This window comes from Roseimaritima sediminicola (assembly GCF_009618275.1).
GTDB lineage: Bacteria > Planctomycetota > Planctomycetia > Pirellulales > Pirellulaceae > Roseimaritima > Roseimaritima sediminicola.
This window is the reverse complement of record NZ_WIAD01000019.1, coordinates 62,281-80,485: the sequence shown is the minus strand read 5'-3', so window position 1 is coordinate 80,485 and position 18,205 is coordinate 62,281. Positions and strand designations below refer to the sequence as shown.

The window sequence follows — 18,205 nt, the reverse complement described above, 5'->3', positions numbered from 1 at the left end:
GCGAGCTCCGCGGCCGCGGCACGGCCGGCCGGGGTGAAGGAAAATGCCAGCGCCGCGAGTAGGATCGCTGGCGCGAGGAGGAGGAGGTGGGGTGGGGAGCCGGAGCCACTGTTCACAGGCTGGAAGCCTATGCTACTGTTCACAGGCTGGAAGCCTATGCCACTGGTGATGGTCATTTGGAGGTTCACCTGTTCGCGGGCCGAAAACGGGACACGAGTGAACCAGGGTAACTCAAAGGACCAGGTCTGTGTTCAATTGTTCCAAAACTTGGGCGACGCGTTCTCGTTCGGGAGCGGCGAAGTGGTTGAAGGGTTCGGCCAGTTTGTCGTCGCAGACGCCCAGGATGGACAACGCGCTCTTGGTGCCCTTGATGTGCCGCGAGGCGTACTTGCCGACCAGGTAGATCTCCTGCAGCTTTTCGATCTGCCGCTGCAGGGCCATTTCGGCGTCCTGGTCGCCCTGGCGGGTTACCTGGTAGCAGCGGACGAACAATTTCGGATAGATGTTCGCGCCGCCGTTGACGCCGCCGTCGCCGCCCAGTCCCAGCGAGGCGGACATCAGATGTTCCGGGCCGATCAGGACGGACCAATCGGGCCGCTGCTGTTTGAGTCCCGTCAGCCGTTCGAAGTAGGCGAGGTCGCCGCCGCTGTCCTTGACGCCGACGATCGCCGGCAGGTCGCACAGCTGGGCCAGGGAGTCGATGTCGAACTGGACCTTGGTCAGGCTGGGCATGTTGTACAGCATGACCGGCAGCGGCAGCTGCGGCACGATCTGGCGAATGTAGCGGACCAGTTCGGTTTGGCCGGCGGGAAAGTAATAGGGCATCGATAGGACGACTGCGTCCGCGCCGGCGCCTGCGGCCGTGCGGGCCACCGAGATCGATTCGACGATCGAGGTGTCGGTAATGCCCACCAAGACCGGGATGCGCTTGTCCACCACGCGGCACACATGGCGGATGAACTCGCCCCGCAGGCGGTAGCTCAGGCTGGGCGCTTCGCCGGTGGTTCCCAGGATGAACAAACCCGCCACGCCGCCGTCGATCAAACGTTCGACCAATCGGTCGGTGCCGTCCAAATCGATGGAATCGGGACCCGAAAGCGGGGTCACCATCGGAGGAATGATGCCTTGAAAGCGAGGTTTGACGGCGGAGGCAGCAGTGCTGGACATGGCTAGAAAAATCGGTCTCGTGGTAGCAGCGGAAGGGAGGGTGGTTGGTTTAAGAAAATTGCCGTTTGGCGGCCGAGAGCAGCAGGCCCACGCCAAAGATGGTCGTCGTGCCGGCGACGATCGCCAGGGTCGGTTCCAGGGCACTGCGGTACTGGTCCGGGAACCACTGGCTGTCGGCCGGCATGCTGATCCAACCAATCACCAGGATGCCTGCGGCGACCGCCACCGCGGCTACACCGCCGGACGCGCTGCGGGACAGCATGCCCAGCAGAAACAGGCCCAGGATGCCGCCGGCGAAGACGCCCTGCAGTTGCCACCAGGCATCCAGGATGCTGTGGACGCCAACCATCTGCACCGCGATCACGGTGCCGATGATCCCCACAGCGACGGTGGCCACGCGGAGCACCCACATCGACTCCGATTCGCCGACCCCCGCCGCGCCGCCCCGCCAACGTTTGTAGATGTCTTCCAGCAGGATGGTCGCCGACGAGTTCAGCGACGTATCAATGCTGCTCATCGCCGCCGCGGCGATGGCGGCGATCAACAGGCCCGCCATTCCAAAGGGCAGTTTGGTGGCGATGAAGTGCGGGAGGATCTTGTCGGCCAGTTTCGGATGTTGGATCGTGGCCGACGCGTCCAGTTCGCCGGTAGCAACCGCGGCCGAACGGACCTGTTCCAACAGTTCCGGATGGGTCTGGTAGTAGGTATACGCAGCGGTGCCGATGAAGAAAAACAGCAGCGAGATCGGCACGTAAAGGATCGCCCCCAGCCACACCGCTCGACCCGCCGCAGCGTCGCTGTCAGCGGTGTGGTATCGCTGGACGAAACTCTGGTCGATTCCAAAGTTGCCCAAGTTGATGAAGACCCCGAACAGAAAGACCACCCACACGGTCTTGCTGGTCAGGTCGGGCTGCCAGCTGCCGAGGCTGAACTTGTTCTCCGCAGCGGCCATTTCGATCGTCTGGGCGGGGCCGCCGGACATGTCCCACAGCAGCATAACCAGCAGGGCTACCGCTCCGACCATCAACACGATCGACTGCACGACGTCGGTCCAGATCACCGCTTCCATCCCGCCCAGTAACGTGTAGACGGTGATCAGGATCCCGGCGACCAGGATAATGGTTTTGGGGTCCCAGCCGGTCAGCGCGTGCAGGACCAGGCTGACCCCGACCATGATCGTGCCCATCCGCGCGATCTGGGTCAGCAGGTAGCAGACCACGGCATACATCCGGGCCCAGACGCCGAAGCGTTGTTCGAGGTGCTGGTAAGCCGAAACGCTGCCGGTGTTGCGGTAAAAGGGCACGAAGAACCGCGTGGCCAAGTACGCGGCGACCGGCAGCGATAGGCTGAACACGAAGGCGTTGTAATTGCCGGCGTAGGCTCTGCCGGGAACGCCCAGGAAGGTGTTGCTGCTGAGGAACGTGCCGAAGATCGATAGCCCCACGGCCCAGGCCGGCAGAGCACCTTGCGCGACCATGAAGGCGGCGGAGGACTGGTTGCGGCGAACAAACCAACATCCAAAGGCCACGACGGCCCCCATGTAAACCGTCAGGACGATTAGGTCGGCAAGCTGTAGCACGGCGGGCAGCTCAGGGCGGGAGGGGCGAGGGGGGCTCTCGAAGCGTAACGGAACTCGCCCAATTTGGGAGGGGGGTGTGGTTGTTGGTTGTTGGTTGTTGGTTGTTGGTTGTTGGTTGTTGGTTGTTGGTTGTTGGTTGTTGGTTGTTGGTTGTTGGTTGTTGGTTGTTGGTTGTTGGTCGGGTCAGCATTCCAGGACGCGAGATTTCTCCTCGCAACCCTCAGCCAACCACTAGGCTCTGTCCGAAAGCCCCGTCGGATGAAATGGATGGATGAAGAGCCGCAGCCGAAAACCTGGCGGAAATGGTTCGGTTCGGTGGTAGGACCCGCGGCTCGCGCCGTCGGCTGAGGTTTTCAGGCCGAGCCTAGCCGCTGGCTTCGACCAGGGCGGGCGTGGACTGTGACTGTTCGGACGAGGTTGTCGCGGCGGTGGGCAGCCCGTGGGCGGCGCTCATCTCGGCCAGCAGCCGTTCGACCTCGGGCTGGAGGTCCTGCAGTCGCTGGATCAATTGTTCCAGGACGATGTGGCTGGAGGTCGCTTCGCCACCGCCGATCACTTCCAGCCGTCCGACGATTCGGTCATTCGCCCAGATCGGCGTCCGCAGGCTGACCTGTTGCGACTTCTCGGGCAGCCGAGCTCGCTGGTACGCGCCGTGATAACCCTCGTGCATCCAGGCGATGTTCAGGTCCATCTTGACCTTGGCCAGTTGATGTTTGTCGGCAAACTCGACCAGGCTGTCCCAGATGCTGTCCCAGGACCGCGAGCCCTGCATCTGCCAGGTCCGGTGCCGGACGTGGGAATCGCATTTCTTGCTGGCCGTGAAGAAGGATTCCACGAAGTACCAGGTTCGGGTGCACAGCAAGGCGACTTCGGCGTAGCCGAACGAGCGGCTGAGGATCAACCATCCCAAGGCGATCGCGGCGCCGAGCGGGGCGATCCATTGGCGGTTAAACGCCACGCTCATGACCGCTGCGGTGGTAGAAATCGTGCACAGCATCGCGACGATCGCCAGGGTGCGGCGGTGCGAGAATCGCTGCAGCAGCATGTGATGCATATGGGCCCGGTCGGCATCGTACAAGCTGCGTCCGGTCAGCACTCGGCGAAGGATGGCGACCACCGAATCGAACAGCGGGATGGCAAAGACGACCAAGGGAGCCACCGCCATGATGGCCGTTTCCTTCTGCGAGCTCCACAACGCCAGCGTGCCCAATAGCAGGCCGATCATCATGCTGCCCGCATCGCCCATAAAGATCGATGCCGGGGGCCGGTTGTAGACCAGAAACCCGATCAACGCGCCGGCCAGCGCCAAGGAGATCGCGCATTCCAAGGACGCACCTTTTAGGGCCGTGATGGCGGCGAATCCCGCGGCCAGGATGGCTCCGATCGTGCTGGCCATGCCGTCGGCGCCGTCGAGCAGGTTGATCGCGTTGATCGCCCCCAGCAGCCAAGCGACCGTGATCAGAAAGCCGAAGATGCCAAAGTTGACGTGGATTCCCAGGACGTCGACGCTTTCAAAGACGTCGGAGGTCAGGACGATGCCCACGGCGATGGCGACCTGGCAAAGTAATTTCTGGCGGCCGCGGAGGACGAAGCGGTCGTCGATGATACCCAGCGCAACGATGGCGATGCAGCCCACTGTCAGGGCCGTCCAGTGGGGTCCCCAAGGCAACTGGTCGAGGCCCCAGAAGCGACCCAGGGCGACGCACAGGCCGAGAGCCGTCAGGGTGGCGAACAGGATCGCCACGCCGCCACCCAGAGCGATCTGTCCGGAGTGCAGCTTGCGAGTCGGGTCCGGGGCATCGACCATCCCGATGCGCCGAGCCAGGTGGCGGACCAGGGGCACCGTTGACAGGGAAACGATGATCGCTGCGACAAAAGCCACCAACGCCAGCTGCATCAGTTGAGTGTTCAGCGAAGACTGGCTCGTCGTGCCACTCCAAGCAGCCCAGGTCGACCAAGAAGAAAAATCCATAGAAGCAGTCGTCAGTTGAAGGTCGTTCTAATCAGCTGGGGTCCTAGCGTAGCTACTTCCGGAAAATTGAAAAGCGTTTTACTTGACCCCGTAGTCGTTAAGTCTTGCCGCATTTCGGCGAAGCGTCCCAGTCCGCAAGGTCGCAACGTTTCTTCCTGGTGTGCGGGTTTTGCGGCTCGTCCTGATCTTAATGTCTCTGGAGTGGTTGTGGAACCCCTCTTTGGTGGATTTTCTGGCATCTTGGCCACGCGAAAAGAAAGCGTCGCGCGATCTAGCCTTCGGGACTTAGTTTCGGGTCTTAGTTTCGGAGCTGGTGGAGAAATCCGTGTGACCGACAAAGGCGATTCATCCCCCAGTTTTGGCATTTTCCCTCAATCTCACCCCACCGTTTGGCGATGACTAACACTGTAAAGATGCGCCGCTGACGCATCCGATTGTTTTCGAACCAGGTCCTGTTTTCAGCGTTGCTGGAAACAGGGCGACTGCCGTGCAGCCAAGGGGGGCCAAATGGCGGATCACAAGAGAATTGTTGCGTCTGCAGCGCACATACCATCGCGGCGACGTCGACTGCGTGCTCGACTACTAGGAGGCCTGCTAGTCGGAGCGATGACCGTCGGCTCGTCGACCGGATGCAGCGTTTTTCAGGGGCTGAATCAGTCCTTGTCGAGCTGCGACTGCGTCGATGAGTTCATGATCGGGTATCGAAACCGTGCGTTGGCCGCTCAGGCCTGGCATGCTCGCAAGCACTGCTACAACCACCACGGTCACCAAGATCATTTCTCGGCCGGCTTTATCCAAGGCTACATCGACGTGGCCGATGGCGGCGACGGCTGTACACCGGCGATCGCACCACGGGATTACTGGGGGTGGCGATATCAATCGCCTGAGGGTCAGGCCAAGGTGGCGGCCTGGTTTGCCGGTTATCCAATGGGTGCCAAAGCGGCCGAGGAGGATGGTCTGGGGCACTGGTCTCAGTTGCCCACGATGTATCAGGCTCCGCTCCCGGTACCGCTCGAGATGGCCGAAGGCACCTTGCCGCCGGCGACGACGCCTCCGGTCGAGCTGACACCGCCGCCCGAAGGTGTGCCCGTCCGTGTGGCACCGATGGGCGACGGATTGGCACCGACTCCGGTCCTGCCTCCGCACTCGGCCTTGCAGCCGCAAGGCATGCTCGATGGCCCGGTGATCGACGGCCAAAACAGCCAGCCTCCGGCCGCTCCGGAGCCGGAAGGCGTTTCGGCCGCAGCGCCGAACATGCTGTTCGCCCCGACTCGTTAGGCGTGAATCGACTCGGCGACGCACCACGCGGTCGCCCCTGCACAGCGGTGTCGTCGGATGCTGCTGGACATCCGTTCGCACATTGATTGTCTGTAAACTGCGAGAAACTAGCGATGAAGATTCTCCGTCCCACAACCCATCCGGGCGCTTCCCGATCGACGGGGTCGCCATTGCACGGTGGCCGCGCGTCGTGGCAGGCGGCGGTAGGGGTCCTGCTTTTGTTTGCCACCGGTTGCACCAGCATTACCAATCCAATCAACGGGATTCCGGCCAAGCGACTTCCGCCTGAACTGTTCCCGCCGCCGAAGAATAATCTCGAACCCATCGACATCTCGCTGTTGTCTTTGGAGCCGCCGCGGAACTACCAGTTGGACGCTGGTGATGTGCTGGGGATCTATGTCGAAGGCGTGTTGCCGTTCAATCAACCGGACACCACGCCCGAGCCGCCGCCGGTTCACTTCCCCGATGCCGACAGCACCTTGCCCCCATCGATGGGTTTTCCGATCGCGGTGGCCGAAGACGGAACGCTGGCCCTGCCGTTGATCGCGCCGCTGGAGGTTCGCGGGTTGACTTTGGAACAGGTTCGCGAGCAGATTCGTCGGGCCTACATCGATAACCGCATCCTGCGAGAGGAGCAGGCTCGGCCGGTCGTCACGCTGATCAAAGAGCGCACCTACAACGTGATCGTCGTGCGGCAGGACAACATCCTTCGAAACAACCAGCGATCGGGACTCCGATCCGGTTCAGCCATTCGCGGCGACAGCGACGAGAGCGCGACGGGCAAGCTGATTAAATTGCCCGCCTACCAGAACGACATTTTGCACGCTCTGGTCGCCACTGGCGGATTGCCCGGTATCAATGCCAAGAATGAAGTCAAGGTGCTGCGGGCCAGCAAAGCGGATAAACGCAAGCGAGCTCAGTTCGTCCAGCAGTTCTACGCTCATCAAGCGGTCGCCGCTTGCGATCCTTGTGCCTGTCCGCCGGAGTTGCCCGAAGATCCTTCGGTGCTGCGAATTCCGCTGCGGCTGCCGCCAGGCGTCGTGCCCAGCCTCTCCGACGACCAGATTCGGCTGCAGGAAGGCGACATCGTGTACATTGAATCGCGTGAAACCGAAGTGTTCTACACCGGCGGACTGCTGCCCGGGGGCGAGTACCTGCTGCCTCGCGACTACGACCTGGATGTGCTCGGTGCGATGGCGATCGCAGGATCGGCGATCGGAGCACCGGGAGGAACCGGCGGATTCGGTGGCGTCGGCAGCGTCGGCGGAGTGCCGCCCGGAGCTCTGTACATCCTGCGGCAGACCGACTGCAACGGTCAGATCATTATCGAAGTCGACCTGAACGATGCCATCAACGATCCGCGCAGCCGACCGCTGGTCCAAGCCGGTGACGTGCTGATCCTGCAGTACCGCTGCGAAGAAGAACTGCTGAACTTCGGTCTCGGCACCTTCTTTACCTACGGCATCCAAGAATTGTTCCGCGGCAATTAAAAGTGGCCTAGCGGTAACGTCGAAGCAACGCCAAGGCAGCGAGTCCTCCCCCGAGGGCTCGCTGTCTTTTTCTGCGCGCTAGGGGCGTCGTGGAACTGGCCGGAGATTGGAGGGATAGAAGGCAAGGTATATTTCTTTCCTCTCCTCCGCTGCGCCGCGAGCGTCAGCGAGCAAAGCAGTGGTGGGAGAGGGGCCGGGAGTGAGGGGGCTCGGGTGCAACGGAATGAATGTTTGCGTACGCCTTTCCGATTCCCGCACCGCATCGAGACACCGTACTGGTGGTGCTGCGCTGCTGGTCCCCCTCACCCCCAACCCCTCTCCCCCGAAGCCTGACTCGCTTAGGCTCGCCAGGCTTCGGGGGAGAGGGGAGAAAACGATTCTTTTAATGCGCAGATTCCGCCGGAGTCAGGCGATCTGAGATTTGCGGTGCGTGGAGCGGGCGTCAGCGTACCAGGCGGATGCCCAAGGGCAAGGATTCGCCGAAGACGGCGGATTCCTCGTCGCTGTCCAAGCGGCCGCCTTCGCGCACCAATCGCACGTAATGCTCCCCGGCCTCGGCGGCTTCGAGCCAGGCGGCGGCGGCGTGGCGGGCGTCTGCGTCCACGTCGCGGAACCGGTCGCCGGTTTGCCGAGCCAACTGGACGAGCGCCAGCGGCAAGGCGGCCAGGCCGGCCGGCCTGGAGGAGAGCTGCTGGATCCACCGCGCGACCTCCTCGCGCGGGACGGTCGTGTTCAGCGGTCCGTAGGTGGGCTGGCGGGTGCCGATGCGGCCCACCGCCCAGGCGAGCGCCTCGTGCAGTTTTTCGTGTTTCTTTTGCCCCAGCTGCTTCAGGGCGATCTGGCCCAGCTGGATCTTGGTCGGCGTATCCAGTCGCTCCAGCGACCCCAACAACCGCCAATTCTCGATCGCTTCGTTGGCTTCGATCCGCCCGGATTTGCCTTTCAAACCGGCCACCAGCGGCAGGGCCAATTGGTTCTGCTGGGTGTGCGTCATCCCGCCGGCGATCCGCCGCCACAGGATGGCGGCCTGAATCCGCGAGCCGGCGTTGGCGAAAGTTAATTTGCGATGCACCAGCCGCCACGACTGGGCGACTCGCCAGTCGTCCACGGCGACGCCGTAGCCGGGCCGCAGGCAGTAGCCCAGCAGGTTCAGCCATCGCGATTCGTGCTGGGGCGATTGGCGGCGGCCCGGTTCCAGGTCCACCAGCATCTGCCACATCGCTCGCAGCAGCGACGGCGGCCACTGACTCTTGGGAGCGTCGACCGCCTGTTCCAGGGTGCGCACCAGCCGCCCGGGCTTCAGCGGCCGTTGCCGATCCGCGCCCGCCGCTTGCTCGCCGCCGTCCGCCGTTTCTCCGGTACCGCTCGCCTCGAACACGGCTCGCAGCGTTTGCTCGCAGGTTTGCAGCGTATCGCTGTCGACGATCCCCGCCGCTTCGCCGCTGCCCTGATGCGCCTCGCGGTCGGTTTCCAGGGTGCTGCGGATGTCGAACTCCAGTTTCCACCGTTTTCCAGAATCGGTGTCGACGCAGTACAAGCCCACGGTCCCGATCTCACTCAGCTCCGACTCGATCACCACGCGGACGCTGGCCTGCTGGCGCTGGCGGCCTCGCACCAGGGCCGTGCAGATCGGCGGCAGCGGCGTGGCTTCGCCGTCCTGCATGGGGACCAGTTGACCCACGTCGTCGGCCAGCCGCGTGCTGCTGACCCACAGCGGGAACTGAACCGGCGTGCCGATCTGCAGCTGCAGCGGATGGTCGCTGGCCGTGAACCGCTGGCCGGCTTCGGCGCTGCCGGGAATCAAACACAATCCGGTGGGCGGGGTGTCGCCGACCTGCATGTAGTAGGATCGGCCGAGGTTCGCGGCGATTCGCACGCCTTGGCCGCGACGGACCATGCCGTAGTAGGCGGCGCCGCGGGCCACGGCCAGGTCCAGTCGTTGGTTTTCCAGCACGCGTGGCCGCCAGGTGTGCTGCGGGTCGCCGAACCAGTCGGCGACCGCGTCGACGATCCGCTGGCCGATCGCGGCGCTGCCCAGCACGCCGCCGTTGAAGAGGATCAGATCCGGGCGGTCGGCCGCGGCGGCATCGTCGCCCATGCCGCTGTGACGATGTTCGCTGAGGAAGGCGGCCAGGTGACGCGTGACCGCCGGGTCGGCGGCATAGGGCAGACCGAATTCCTGGAACCCGCTGCTGCCCGTCGTGGGACGAGAGTCCAGCGGCACGCGGGGAAAGAAGCCGTCGAGCACGGCCGCGTCGATCTCTTCGGCCGACAGCGAAATCTGGATCGCTCCGCCGATCAAACTCGCTCCTTCGGCCGGCAGGTTGATGGTGTAAGCCGGCGGCCGCTGATCGCCCAGCATCGTTTCCTTGACCATCCGCGAGGCCTGCACCAGCCGTTCCCACTGGGCCGGAGACAGCGTCTCGCTCGGGTGTTCGGCCAGGTGCTTGCGTTCGGCCAGTTTGGCGATCGCCAGGTCCAGGTTGTCGCCGCCGAGGATCAGGTGTTTGCCCACCGCGACGCGATGGAACTGCACTTGGCCGCCGGCCGCGCTGCGAACGCGAATCAGGGTCAGGTCGGTGGTGCCGCCGCCGATGTCGCAGACCAAAATTAATTGTCCTGGAGTGACCGATTGCTGCCAGGCGTCGCCTTGATGGTCGATCCAGGCGTAGAAGGCGGCCTGCGGTTCTTCGATCAGATACACGCGCGGCAACCCGGCCTGCTTGGCCGCCCGCACGGTCAACTCCCGGGCCACCTCGTCGAAGGAAGCCGGCAGGGTGATGATCACGTCCTGCTCGGCCAGCGGGTGCTCGGGGTGCTGGTGATCCCAGGCCTGGCGGAGGTGTTGCAGGTAGGCGGCCGAGGCGTCGACGGGCGAGAGCCGCTGGACGTCGGCATCGCCGTGCCAGGGCAGCAGGTCGGCCGTGCGGTCGACGCCGTCGTGCGAGAGCCAGCTCTTGGCCGAAGCGGCTCGGCGGCCCGGATGCCGAGTGCCGGCGTCGCGGGCATACACGCCGACGCAGGTGGATTGCGGCTGGCTCTGCCACGGCAGCCGCTGGTCCGGGCCGGATGCTTCGGCGGCGGTCCATTCGTAATGGAACGAGGGCAGCGTGTCGCGACGTTCCCACTGGCCGTGATCGATCCACTGCGGGATCGGCATGCAGGTCGCCTGCCAGTCGTCCTGGTGGGTGTCGACCGCGGCCAGGGCGCAGTTGGTCGTCCCGAGGTCGATGCCGACGACGTATCGCGGCAGTTCCGGTTGCCCCTCGACGTCGTTCACTGCGGCGCCTCGTCTTGTTCGCGAACGTTGAATTCCATCTTCCAGCGGTCCTCACCCTCGATGGCGTGGCACCAAAGTTCGAACATGCCCAGTTCGGTAACGCGGCTTTGGAAACGCACCGGAACGAAGGGCTCGTCGCCGGCGTTCTGGCTGGTCAACTGCAGCTCGATGGGATCGCTTTCGACCAGCTCGTCGTCCTGCCAACGGTCCAGTTTCTGGCCGACCTGGTCGTCGCCGCGCATCGTGCTGGAAAAGAATCGAAATCGCGCCGGCGCCCCGACGACCACGCCCACCGGTTCGCTGGGGACATCGGCCTGGGTGCCCTCTTCCATGCCCTGCGGTGCCACACACAGGGCCCGTAAAGGACGCGGCATGCCGGGGATCGCCAGGCCGGCGGTTTCGATGCCGATGTAGTAAGCGCGAGCCGTGCCGCCGCGGATCCGCACGCCGCCGCGATGTTTGGTCCACCCATAGTAGGCCGCCCCGAGAGCCACGGCGTGGTCCAGGTCCGCCGGGTCGGTGTACTGAGTCAGGCGGCCGCCGCACCACGCGGCCACCGTCTCGCACAATCGATCGCGGATGGCCGGGCTGCGGAACACCCCGCCGTTGACCAACAGGTGCGAGGGCAACGCGTCGGCGGTGGTGTGGTCGGCCAGGAAGGCGGCGACCTGTCTGGTGATCGCCGGATCGGATTCGTAAGGCAGACCGATGTCCTGGAACCCGCTGCTGGCATGAGGCTGTGGGCGATCGTCCAGCGAACAGCGGGGAAAGAACCCGTCGACCAGCACGGCGGCCGCCTGTTGGCCGGCGAGCGTCGTGGAGATCGTGCCGCCGATCAACGAACTGCCACGTCCCAGGACCGAGATCGTGTGTTCGTCGGGGCCGTCTTCGGCCAGCAAGCGTTCTTTGGCCGCCCGGCAGGCGTGCCACAGCGATACGCTCTGCCACGGATCCAACGAATGTCCTTCGGCCTGAAGTTGCTGGGAGACCAGGTGGGCCAGCGCCAGGTCCATGTTGTCGCCGCCGACCAGAAGGTGGTTGCCCACCGCGGTTCGCTCCAGGACCAGTTGGCCATCGTCCTCGGCCACGGTCACCAGCGTCAGGTCGGTGGTTCCGCCGCCGACGTCGACGACCAACATCGAATCGCCCGCGCCGACCTGCCGCCGCCAGGCATCCCCTTGCCGCGAGAGCCAGCAGTAGACGGCCGCCTGCGGTTCTTCCAGCAGGACAAAATCCTCGGGCAATCCGGCCGCCAGAGCGGCTTGTCGAGTCAGCTCCCGAGCCGCCGGGTCGAACGATGCCGGCACCGTCAGGACGACCTGTTGCCCGTTCAGCGGTGCCTCGGGGTGGGCCGCTTGCCAGGCGGCGACCAGGTGTTCCAAAAAGCGCGTCGTGCAGTCCAGGGCCGAGACTCGCGGCACTTCGTCCGGCGCCTGCCAGGGCAGGACCGCTTCGCTGCGCCCCTGGCGGCTGTAGCACAACCAGCTCTTGGCGGCCACGACCACGCGCTGAGGATTGTCGGCCGCCTGGTCACGAGCGTAGTTGCCGGCGACGCCGCGAGCCGGCTCCAGGCCCAGCGAGGTCTCGAGCGACTCGCGCTCGCCCTCGCGGGGCAGGTACAGAAACGAGGGCAGCGCCAGTCGCGATTCCACCTGACCGGGCTGGACGATCTGCGGGATCGGCAGCAGCTCCGGCTCGCACGGCTCGCTCGACAGCGGCGCGAAGGCGACCGTGCTGTTGGTCGTACCCAGGTCGATACCGACGGCGAACTGGGCTGCGGATGAAGGGGCGTTCGACACCAGGGATTCTCCTGAAGCAAAATGTGTCAGGCATTTTCTGCGAAAAAGAGTCCCGACACCTTCTTGTGTTTGGGGGGTTAGCGTTTGACTTGGGCCGGGGCGATGATGCGGGCGTCGCTGTCGCGGCCGGTCCACTGCGGCAGGTCCACGCGGGTGGCTCGCCAGCCCGGGTGCACGACTTGACCGGTCGGATCCTGGCCTTCGCCGATCCACTGGTAAGCCGCCGGCGAAGCGTCCTCGGGCACGGCGACCCGTTCGCCCTCGGCCTGCTCCACAACCGGAGCCAGAGCAAAGACCCGCTCGAGCACGGCGGCGGACTGCTGCAGGCAGGGACGGGCGGCCGCCCCGACCTGGGCGTCGGAAAACTGTTCCAATTTTTCCTGCATCAAATCCACCAGACGGGCTTCGCGCTGCAGGGCGGCCAACAGGGTCAGGGCCTCGCTGCGGGCCGGCGGTTTGGCGGCGGCGGGTTCGCCAGCCGGTTGGGGGGCTTCGATCCGCGGCGTCGCCTGCTCGGTGGCGTCTTCGCCGTCCAGGGCGGCCTGGACGCGCGCGGAAGTTTCCGAGTTGAACAGCGAACCGAAAAAGGCTCGAAAAGCGGTTCCCAGGGCCATTTGGATGTCTCGGTATTGCTAGCTGTGAAGTTGATTGCCCGCCGCTGGCCGGCCCCGCGGTGGAGACGATGTCGGTTTTTTGCGGTGGCTGGGCGAACGGTTTTTTTCCAGCCTCATAGCCTGAGACCGAAGAGGCGTTTCGTCCAGCGGTCAACTGTTTGCGGGTGCCCGGAGCATTTCAGCGAAAAACGCGCTCAAGTCGGCTCGGCCCCCGTCCGATACCTTTACACACACAACCACGGGAATCGAACGAATCGTCAGATATTGACCAGATCGATTGAATCCCCTACGTTGCTCAAATCACCGAACCGGCAGGATTGGATCTGTGTCCAAGCCGCTGCGGGTTCGGCGGTAGGAGGCTCCTGGCGACGTGGCCAAGCGGCTAAGGCATCGGATTGCAAATCCGACATCCCGGGTTCGAATCCCGGCGTCGCCTCTTTCATCTTCTTCTGGCCTTGCTGGCCGGATGGCTCATGGGAAACCGGGGCGTTCGCCCAACCGGCTCATGGTGGTTCGCGAACGCAGCCGAAGCGACTTTGGCGGTTGCTCCGGTGTGGGCGAAATCGGTAGGCTGTGAGGCGTTGGTCCTCCACCCTTTATCGAAGAGCCCCTCGCTTGCGGCGCACACTTTTTTTCATCCCCCACGAAATCGCTGGGATTCCCGTCTTTGGGTTTGGCTGGGCGCTGTTGCTGTTGCTGGTCGCCACGGGGCTGTATCTGATTGCCATCCGCCGCCGCGGCGGATCGATCGGTGAGGAGCTGAAGCACAGCGGGTGGTTTTGGGCCTTGTTGGCGCTGGCCATCGTGTTTGTGCTGCCGCAGGTAGAGCTGCGCGGCCCGTCGTTGACCACTGGCGAACCCGGCCGGCCGGTCGGGATGGCGATCCGCGGCTACGGTGCGCTGATGCTGGTCGGGGTAGTCTCGGCCATCGCGCTGGCGATCTATCGAGCTCCGCGGCGCGGCTTGTCGACCGACGTCATTTACGGCCTCGCCCCTTGGCTGCTGGTGCTGGGGATCGCCGGAGCTCGCCTGTTCTACGTGGTCGAGTACTGGGGCCAGTTCGCCGCGCCCACGTGGGGAGCCACCCTGGCCAATGTGGCCAATTTCACTCGCGGTGGGTTGGTGGTCTATGGTTCGATCATGGGCGGATTCTTGGGCACGGTGCTGTACAGCCTGCGGACCCGCGTGCCCCTGCTGCGGCTGGGTGACGTGATCATTCCCTGCCTGTTCCTGGGCATGTTCTTCGGACGTCTGGGGTGCTTGCTGAACGGTTGCTGCTACGGCGGTCGCTGTGAAGACAACGGCTGGGCGCTGCGCTTTCCCCCGGGCAGCCCGTTGTACATGGAGCAGTTTGAATCGGCCGAGCTGGCGGGGATTCAGTTTGATCTGAAGAAGGCGGACCGTTTGATGTTGCCGGCCGAGATCGACGCCGTCTTGCCCGGTTCGCTGGCCGAAGAGGCGGGGATCCGGCCCGGACAGACGGTCGAGCGGATCACGCCGCTAGCGCCGGCGGCCGAGGACGTGGACGTCACGCGGCCGGCCGAAGAAACCCTCTGGGGCGGCCTCCGCGTAGTGGTCGACGGCAAGAGCTATCGGTGGACGCGGCAGGAGTTGCCGCAGGAGTCCTGGCCGGTGTGGCCCTCGCAGGTGCTCAGCAGTCTGATGGCGCTGTTGCTGTGTCTGATCCTGTTAGCCGTTTCGCCGTGGTTGCGCCGGCGCGACGGCGCGCTGGTCGTGATCGGTTTTATCGGGTACGCGATCATCCGCTTTTCGCTCGAGACGATCCGTAGCGACGAACCCGGACAATTCGGCACCTCGCTGACGATCTCGCAGTGGGTCAGCGTGGTGACGTTCCTGGCGGCAACCGGTTTGGCAATCTACATCTGGCGCCGCGGCCCGGCGGAGACACCGGCCGAGGCCTAGCGGAAGTGGATGGTTTTTAGTGGTGAGTGGTGAGTGGTGAGTGGCGAGTGGCGAGTGGCGAGTGGCGAGTTTGAATCGTGCTCGTGCTCGATTTGAGATTTGCTGACTCCGGCGGAATCTATGTACAACGCGGGGCGGGCAAATGCAGTGTTTTCTCCCCTCTCCCCCGCGGCGCCGCGAGCGTCAGCGAGTGAAGCAGTGGTGGGAGAGGGGCCGGGGGTGAGGGGGCTCAGGTGCAACGGAATGACTCATGACGTACGATCCCCAGGGCCGTGTGCCGCATCGAGATACGGCCATAGTGCTGCTGCTCTGCATTCCCCCTCACCCCCGACCCCTCTCCCCCGAAGCCTGACTCGCTTAGGCTCGCCAGGCTTCGGGGGAGAGGGGAGAAATGTTTTCTTATCGTACATAGATTCCGCCGGAGCGAGGAGATTTCAGATTTCGCTTCTCCAAACTCGGGCGAGTTCGGCCACTCGCCTCTCGCTTCGCTACTGTGCCGGGGCGAGGGCTAGGCCTAGCCAGCCGTCGCGGAGTTCGAGCTGGCTGATCTCGGTGCCGGCCAGGCCGGGATGTTCGCTCAATTTCGGCGTGGTCAGCGGCAGCGGACGGTCCTCGTTCAGGATCTTGTTGAAGATCGCCCGGACCGCGACGCGCGCGCCCATCGACATCCGCGGTCCTTTGATGCTCAAGTGACCTTCGCGAACAAAGCGTGCCTCCAGCCCTTGCCGCTCGCCGCGGTAGCAGGCTCGGACGATGAAGTGGCGAAGGTTCAACCCGCCTTCGCGCTCCAGCCGCAGGACGCGAAAGGTCAACCACAGGCGGTCGTCTTCGATCTCGGTTGTCACCGGACGCGTTCTCGAGAACTGCAGATACACGTCTTCGGGCAGATCGGCAGGCAACCGCGAGACGTCGCCGCCGAACATGTCGACCAAGTCCTCGGCGACGGTGCGAATCGATTGGGGTTCGGCCGAGGGAACCAGGCGTTCGAGCGTATTGTTCAGGGCCGACTGGTGAACCTGGACGCTCAACAAACTATCGCTCATCGCTCGCGGACGCGGCGTGAAGGCGGCCAGTTGCCAGTCGCCGGCTAAGCGGTACCGTGCGGTCAGGCGTTGGGTGTCGGTTTGCAGATCGACGACCGTCGGCGCCAAGCGAAGTCGGGCCAGCGGTCCCAGCAGTTGTTCGGCCAGTCGCTGGCTCTTCTCGCCGATCTGCGTTTCCAGTTCTTCGTCCACGTTGGCGGCGATCTGCCGCCGCATGCGGGCCTCGGAGATGTGTTTGGAGCGGCTGCGGGCTTCGTGGTACTTGGACATCGCGATGCCACGGACCAAGGAGCCGATCAGTGGAAAATCGTCGTAACGGGTGTGCAGGCCGCGCAAGAACGTCTGCTGGGAGACATCGGTCTGCGAGGGCAGCAGGCGGACGCCGCGGTCGGTCACGTGCAATTCGGTCGAGGCGCGAAACGCCGCTTCGCTGTGGTTGCGGACCGTTACCGGCCCGTTCAGCCCGGTCGTTTCGGCTTGGATCTGGCCATCGGTCAACACCTGCAGGTTCCAGCGGTCGGCGGCCGGGACGAGCCGGATCTGCACTTCGCTGGCCACTTCGCTGGTGCCGTGGATCTGCGTGCCCAGGATACTTTGGGACACGGGCACGGTTCGCGGCGGCGGATCGGGCAGCAAACGATTCAGCAAATCCTGCGAAACGGCCAGCCGCAGGTTGGCGTTGCGGTAGTACGTGTTGATGGCCTCGGCCACCTGCTGCGGGTGCGAACCGGCGGCGAACCGCAGGGTTTGCGAAGTCGCGGCCACGTCGATGCTGGCCAGGTCCAGGGCATCGCTCTCCTGACGCTCCAGTTGCTCCAGCAGACGCGTGTAATCGACCGGACCGGCCGCCCAGGGTCTGAGGGCCGCAGCCAAGTCTTCGACTTCCGGTTCCCGCAGCCATCGGCGTTGTTCCGCCGTCAACCCGCTCCACTGAATCCGCGACAGAAAACGCTGGGCGGTCAGACGACGACGCGGCGCGTCGGAAGGCATCGCGGGATCGGCCAACCGATCCAACAACAGGTAGTAACGCCAGGCTTCGGCGTCACCGGTCTGTTCGCAGAATTGTTCCACCACCGCCGCCCGGCGGCGGACTTCGCTGGTATCGACCGCAAACCGTCCGGTCGCCGCGACGTAGGGCGTGTCGGGGCGCCGCGTCGTTTGCCAGACGGCCATCCAGACCGCCAAGCGGCGCTCGAGCGCGTGGCCGACGCGCAGCCAAGCGACCTGCGCGGTGCGGTCGCCGAGCGCTTCGGCGTCGGCCAAACCTTCGGCGGTCAAACGCTGCAGACGCCCTAGCGTCCCACCGGCTTCGCGGTCGCCCAGGGCGTTGTACTGACGCAGTTGGTCCAGGACGGCGCGTACTTCCGCGATCCAGGCTTGCCCTTGGGATAACTGGCCACCGTCGGCCGTCGGGATGCCGGCGTCCAACATCCGCTCCAGGGCCGGTGTGAGCGGCCAGGCGCGCGGGGCGGCGTCCTGAGGGGTGCGAAACCGAGCGGTGTGCGTGCCGGCGGTGCCAGCGCTTGCAGCAGCGGTCGGCGCGGTCGTCGTGCGCCCGCTGGCCGCGCGGAATGGGCCGCTCCCCGTCGCCGCGTCCAGTGTTGTCGCGTCCAGGCCCGCCATCTCATCGCGAGCGGGCAGCAGCGGGGCGTGCAACGAGACCGCGGCCGGAGGCAGGGCGCCCGGCGGGCGGTCGTTTCCGTGGGCACTCTGCTGCACCGGCAGTCGGCGGGACCGCTCGGGCAGTTGGCGGGGCCGCTCGGGGGCCACGCGAGTGCGCGCCAGCGTCTCGATCGCTCCGCTGCGCGGGGCGTCCACCGGCAGGGTTTGCGGCAAGGGCAACGCCGCCGTCGACACAACCGGATTGAATGTGACTGCCGCGTGCGCGCCCGCTGCGTCTCGAACCGTTGCCGGTCGCAGCAGCAACAATGCCGTGATGGTGGCAACGGCAACGATCGGGAACAGGAAAATCGCAAAGCTGCGTTTTCGACGATGCATCCCAGATGCCCCTCCATGGCATTCGCACTATCAAAGATCGACAAGAGAGGGCGACGCAGGTG

The 18,205-nt window shown here is 64.7% G+C and carries 10 protein-coding genes and 1 tRNA gene; 4 read left to right on the top strand and 7 right to left on the bottom strand.

Annotated features, from left to right (window positions below):
* Positions 1-231: 231 nt before the first annotated feature.
* The 3 genes from GE027_RS11445 to GE027_RS11435 all read right to left on the bottom strand — a co-directional run bounded on the left by GE027_RS11445 (position 232) and on the right by GE027_RS11435 (position 4,718).
* Positions 232-1,167: a dihydrodipicolinate synthase family protein gene (locus GE027_RS11445; protein WP_153557330.1), complete on the bottom strand. Its 936-nt coding sequence runs from the start codon at positions 1,165-1,167 to the stop codon at positions 232-234.
* A gap of 49 nt (positions 1,168-1,216) precedes the next feature.
* Positions 1,217-2,746, bottom strand: a complete 1,530-nt coding sequence (locus tag GE027_RS11440) for a sodium:solute symporter (RefSeq protein ID WP_202617393.1) — start codon at positions 2,744-2,746, stop codon at positions 1,217-1,219.
* Between the two features lie 364 nt (positions 2,747-3,110).
* Positions 3,111-4,718: a glycosyltransferase family 4 protein gene (locus tag GE027_RS11435; RefSeq protein WP_153557329.1), complete on the bottom strand. Its 1,608-nt coding sequence runs from the start codon at positions 4,716-4,718 to the stop codon at positions 3,111-3,113.
* 606 nt (positions 4,719-5,324) lie between these two features.
* Here GE027_RS11435 and GE027_RS11430 point away from each other — a divergent pair.
* Together GE027_RS11430 and GE027_RS11425 are read left to right on the top strand one after the other, a co-directional pair.
* Positions 5,325-5,996, top strand: coding sequence for a hypothetical protein (locus tag GE027_RS11430; protein ID WP_153557328.1), 672 nt, complete (start codon positions 5,325-5,327; stop codon positions 5,994-5,996).
* A 113-nt stretch (positions 5,997-6,109) separates the two neighbouring features.
* Positions 6,110-7,486, top strand: coding sequence for a polysaccharide biosynthesis/export family protein (locus GE027_RS11425; protein ID WP_153557327.1), 1,377 nt, complete (start codon positions 6,110-6,112; stop codon positions 7,484-7,486).
* A gap of 442 nt (positions 7,487-7,928) precedes the next feature.
* Here GE027_RS11425 and GE027_RS11420 read toward each other — a convergent pair whose 3' ends face one another.
* The 3 genes from GE027_RS11420 to GE027_RS11410 form a co-directional block, all read right to left on the bottom strand.
* Entirely contained in the window at positions 7,929-10,766 is a 2,838-nt protein-coding gene (locus GE027_RS11420) for a hsp70 family protein (protein WP_237607465.1), read from the bottom strand.
* Entirely contained in the window at positions 10,763-12,565 is a 1,803-nt protein-coding gene (locus tag GE027_RS11415; protein ID WP_153557326.1) for an Hsp70 family protein, read from the bottom strand. The genes GE027_RS11420 and GE027_RS11415 overlap by 4 nt, the downstream gene beginning before the upstream one ends.
* Positions 12,566-12,642: 77 nt before the next feature.
* Positions 12,643-13,179 (bottom strand): DUF2760 domain-containing protein, encoded by a 537-nt coding sequence (locus GE027_RS11410; RefSeq protein WP_153557325.1) that lies wholly within the window; start codon positions 13,177-13,179, stop codon positions 12,643-12,645.
* Between the two features lie 364 nt (positions 13,180-13,543).
* Between GE027_RS11410 and GE027_RS11405 the strand changes: the two genes are divergently transcribed.
* Both GE027_RS11405 and GE027_RS11400 read left to right on the top strand, forming a co-directional pair.
* A tRNA-Cys gene (locus GE027_RS11405) sits at positions 13,544-13,615 on the top strand.
* A 179-nt stretch (positions 13,616-13,794) separates the two neighbouring features.
* The gene (locus GE027_RS11400; RefSeq protein ID WP_153557324.1) at positions 13,795-15,102 is read left to right on the top strand and encodes a prolipoprotein diacylglyceryl transferase; all 1,308 of its coding nucleotides are present in this window, start codon (positions 13,795-13,797) and stop codon (positions 15,100-15,102) included.
* Positions 15,103-15,590: 488 nt separating this feature from the next.
* Here the strand turns inward: GE027_RS11400 and GE027_RS11395 are convergent, their stop codons facing one another.
* Positions 15,591-18,143 carry a hypothetical protein gene (locus GE027_RS11395; protein WP_153557323.1) on the bottom strand — a complete coding sequence of 851 codons (2,553 nt, stop codon included), beginning with the start codon at positions 18,141-18,143 and terminating at the stop codon, positions 15,591-15,593.
* Positions 18,144-18,205 lie beyond the last annotated feature (62 nt).

Excerpts from the sequence above, each read along its gene's own strand:
- GE027_RS11445 (WP_153557330.1), bottom strand. The coding sequence starts at position 1,167 with ATGTCCAGCACTGCTGCCTCCGCCGTCAAACCTCGCTTTCAAGGCATC.
- GE027_RS11435 (WP_153557329.1), bottom strand. The coding sequence starts at position 4,718 with ATGGATTTTTCTTCTTGGTCGACCTGGGCTGCTTGGAGTGGCACGACG.
- GE027_RS11430 (WP_153557328.1), top strand. The coding sequence starts at position 5,325 with ATGACCGTCGGCTCGTCGACCGGATGCAGCGTTTTTCAGGGGCTGAAT.
- GE027_RS11425 (WP_153557327.1), top strand. The coding sequence starts at position 6,110 with ATGAAGATTCTCCGTCCCACAACCCATCCGGGCGCTTCCCGATCGACG.
- GE027_RS11410 (WP_153557325.1), bottom strand. The coding sequence starts at position 13,179 with ATGGCCCTGGGAACCGCTTTTCGAGCCTTTTTCGGTTCGCTGTTCAAC.
- GE027_RS11395 (WP_153557323.1), bottom strand. The coding sequence starts at position 18,143 with ATGCATCGTCGAAAACGCAGCTTTGCGATTTTCCTGTTCCCGATCGTT.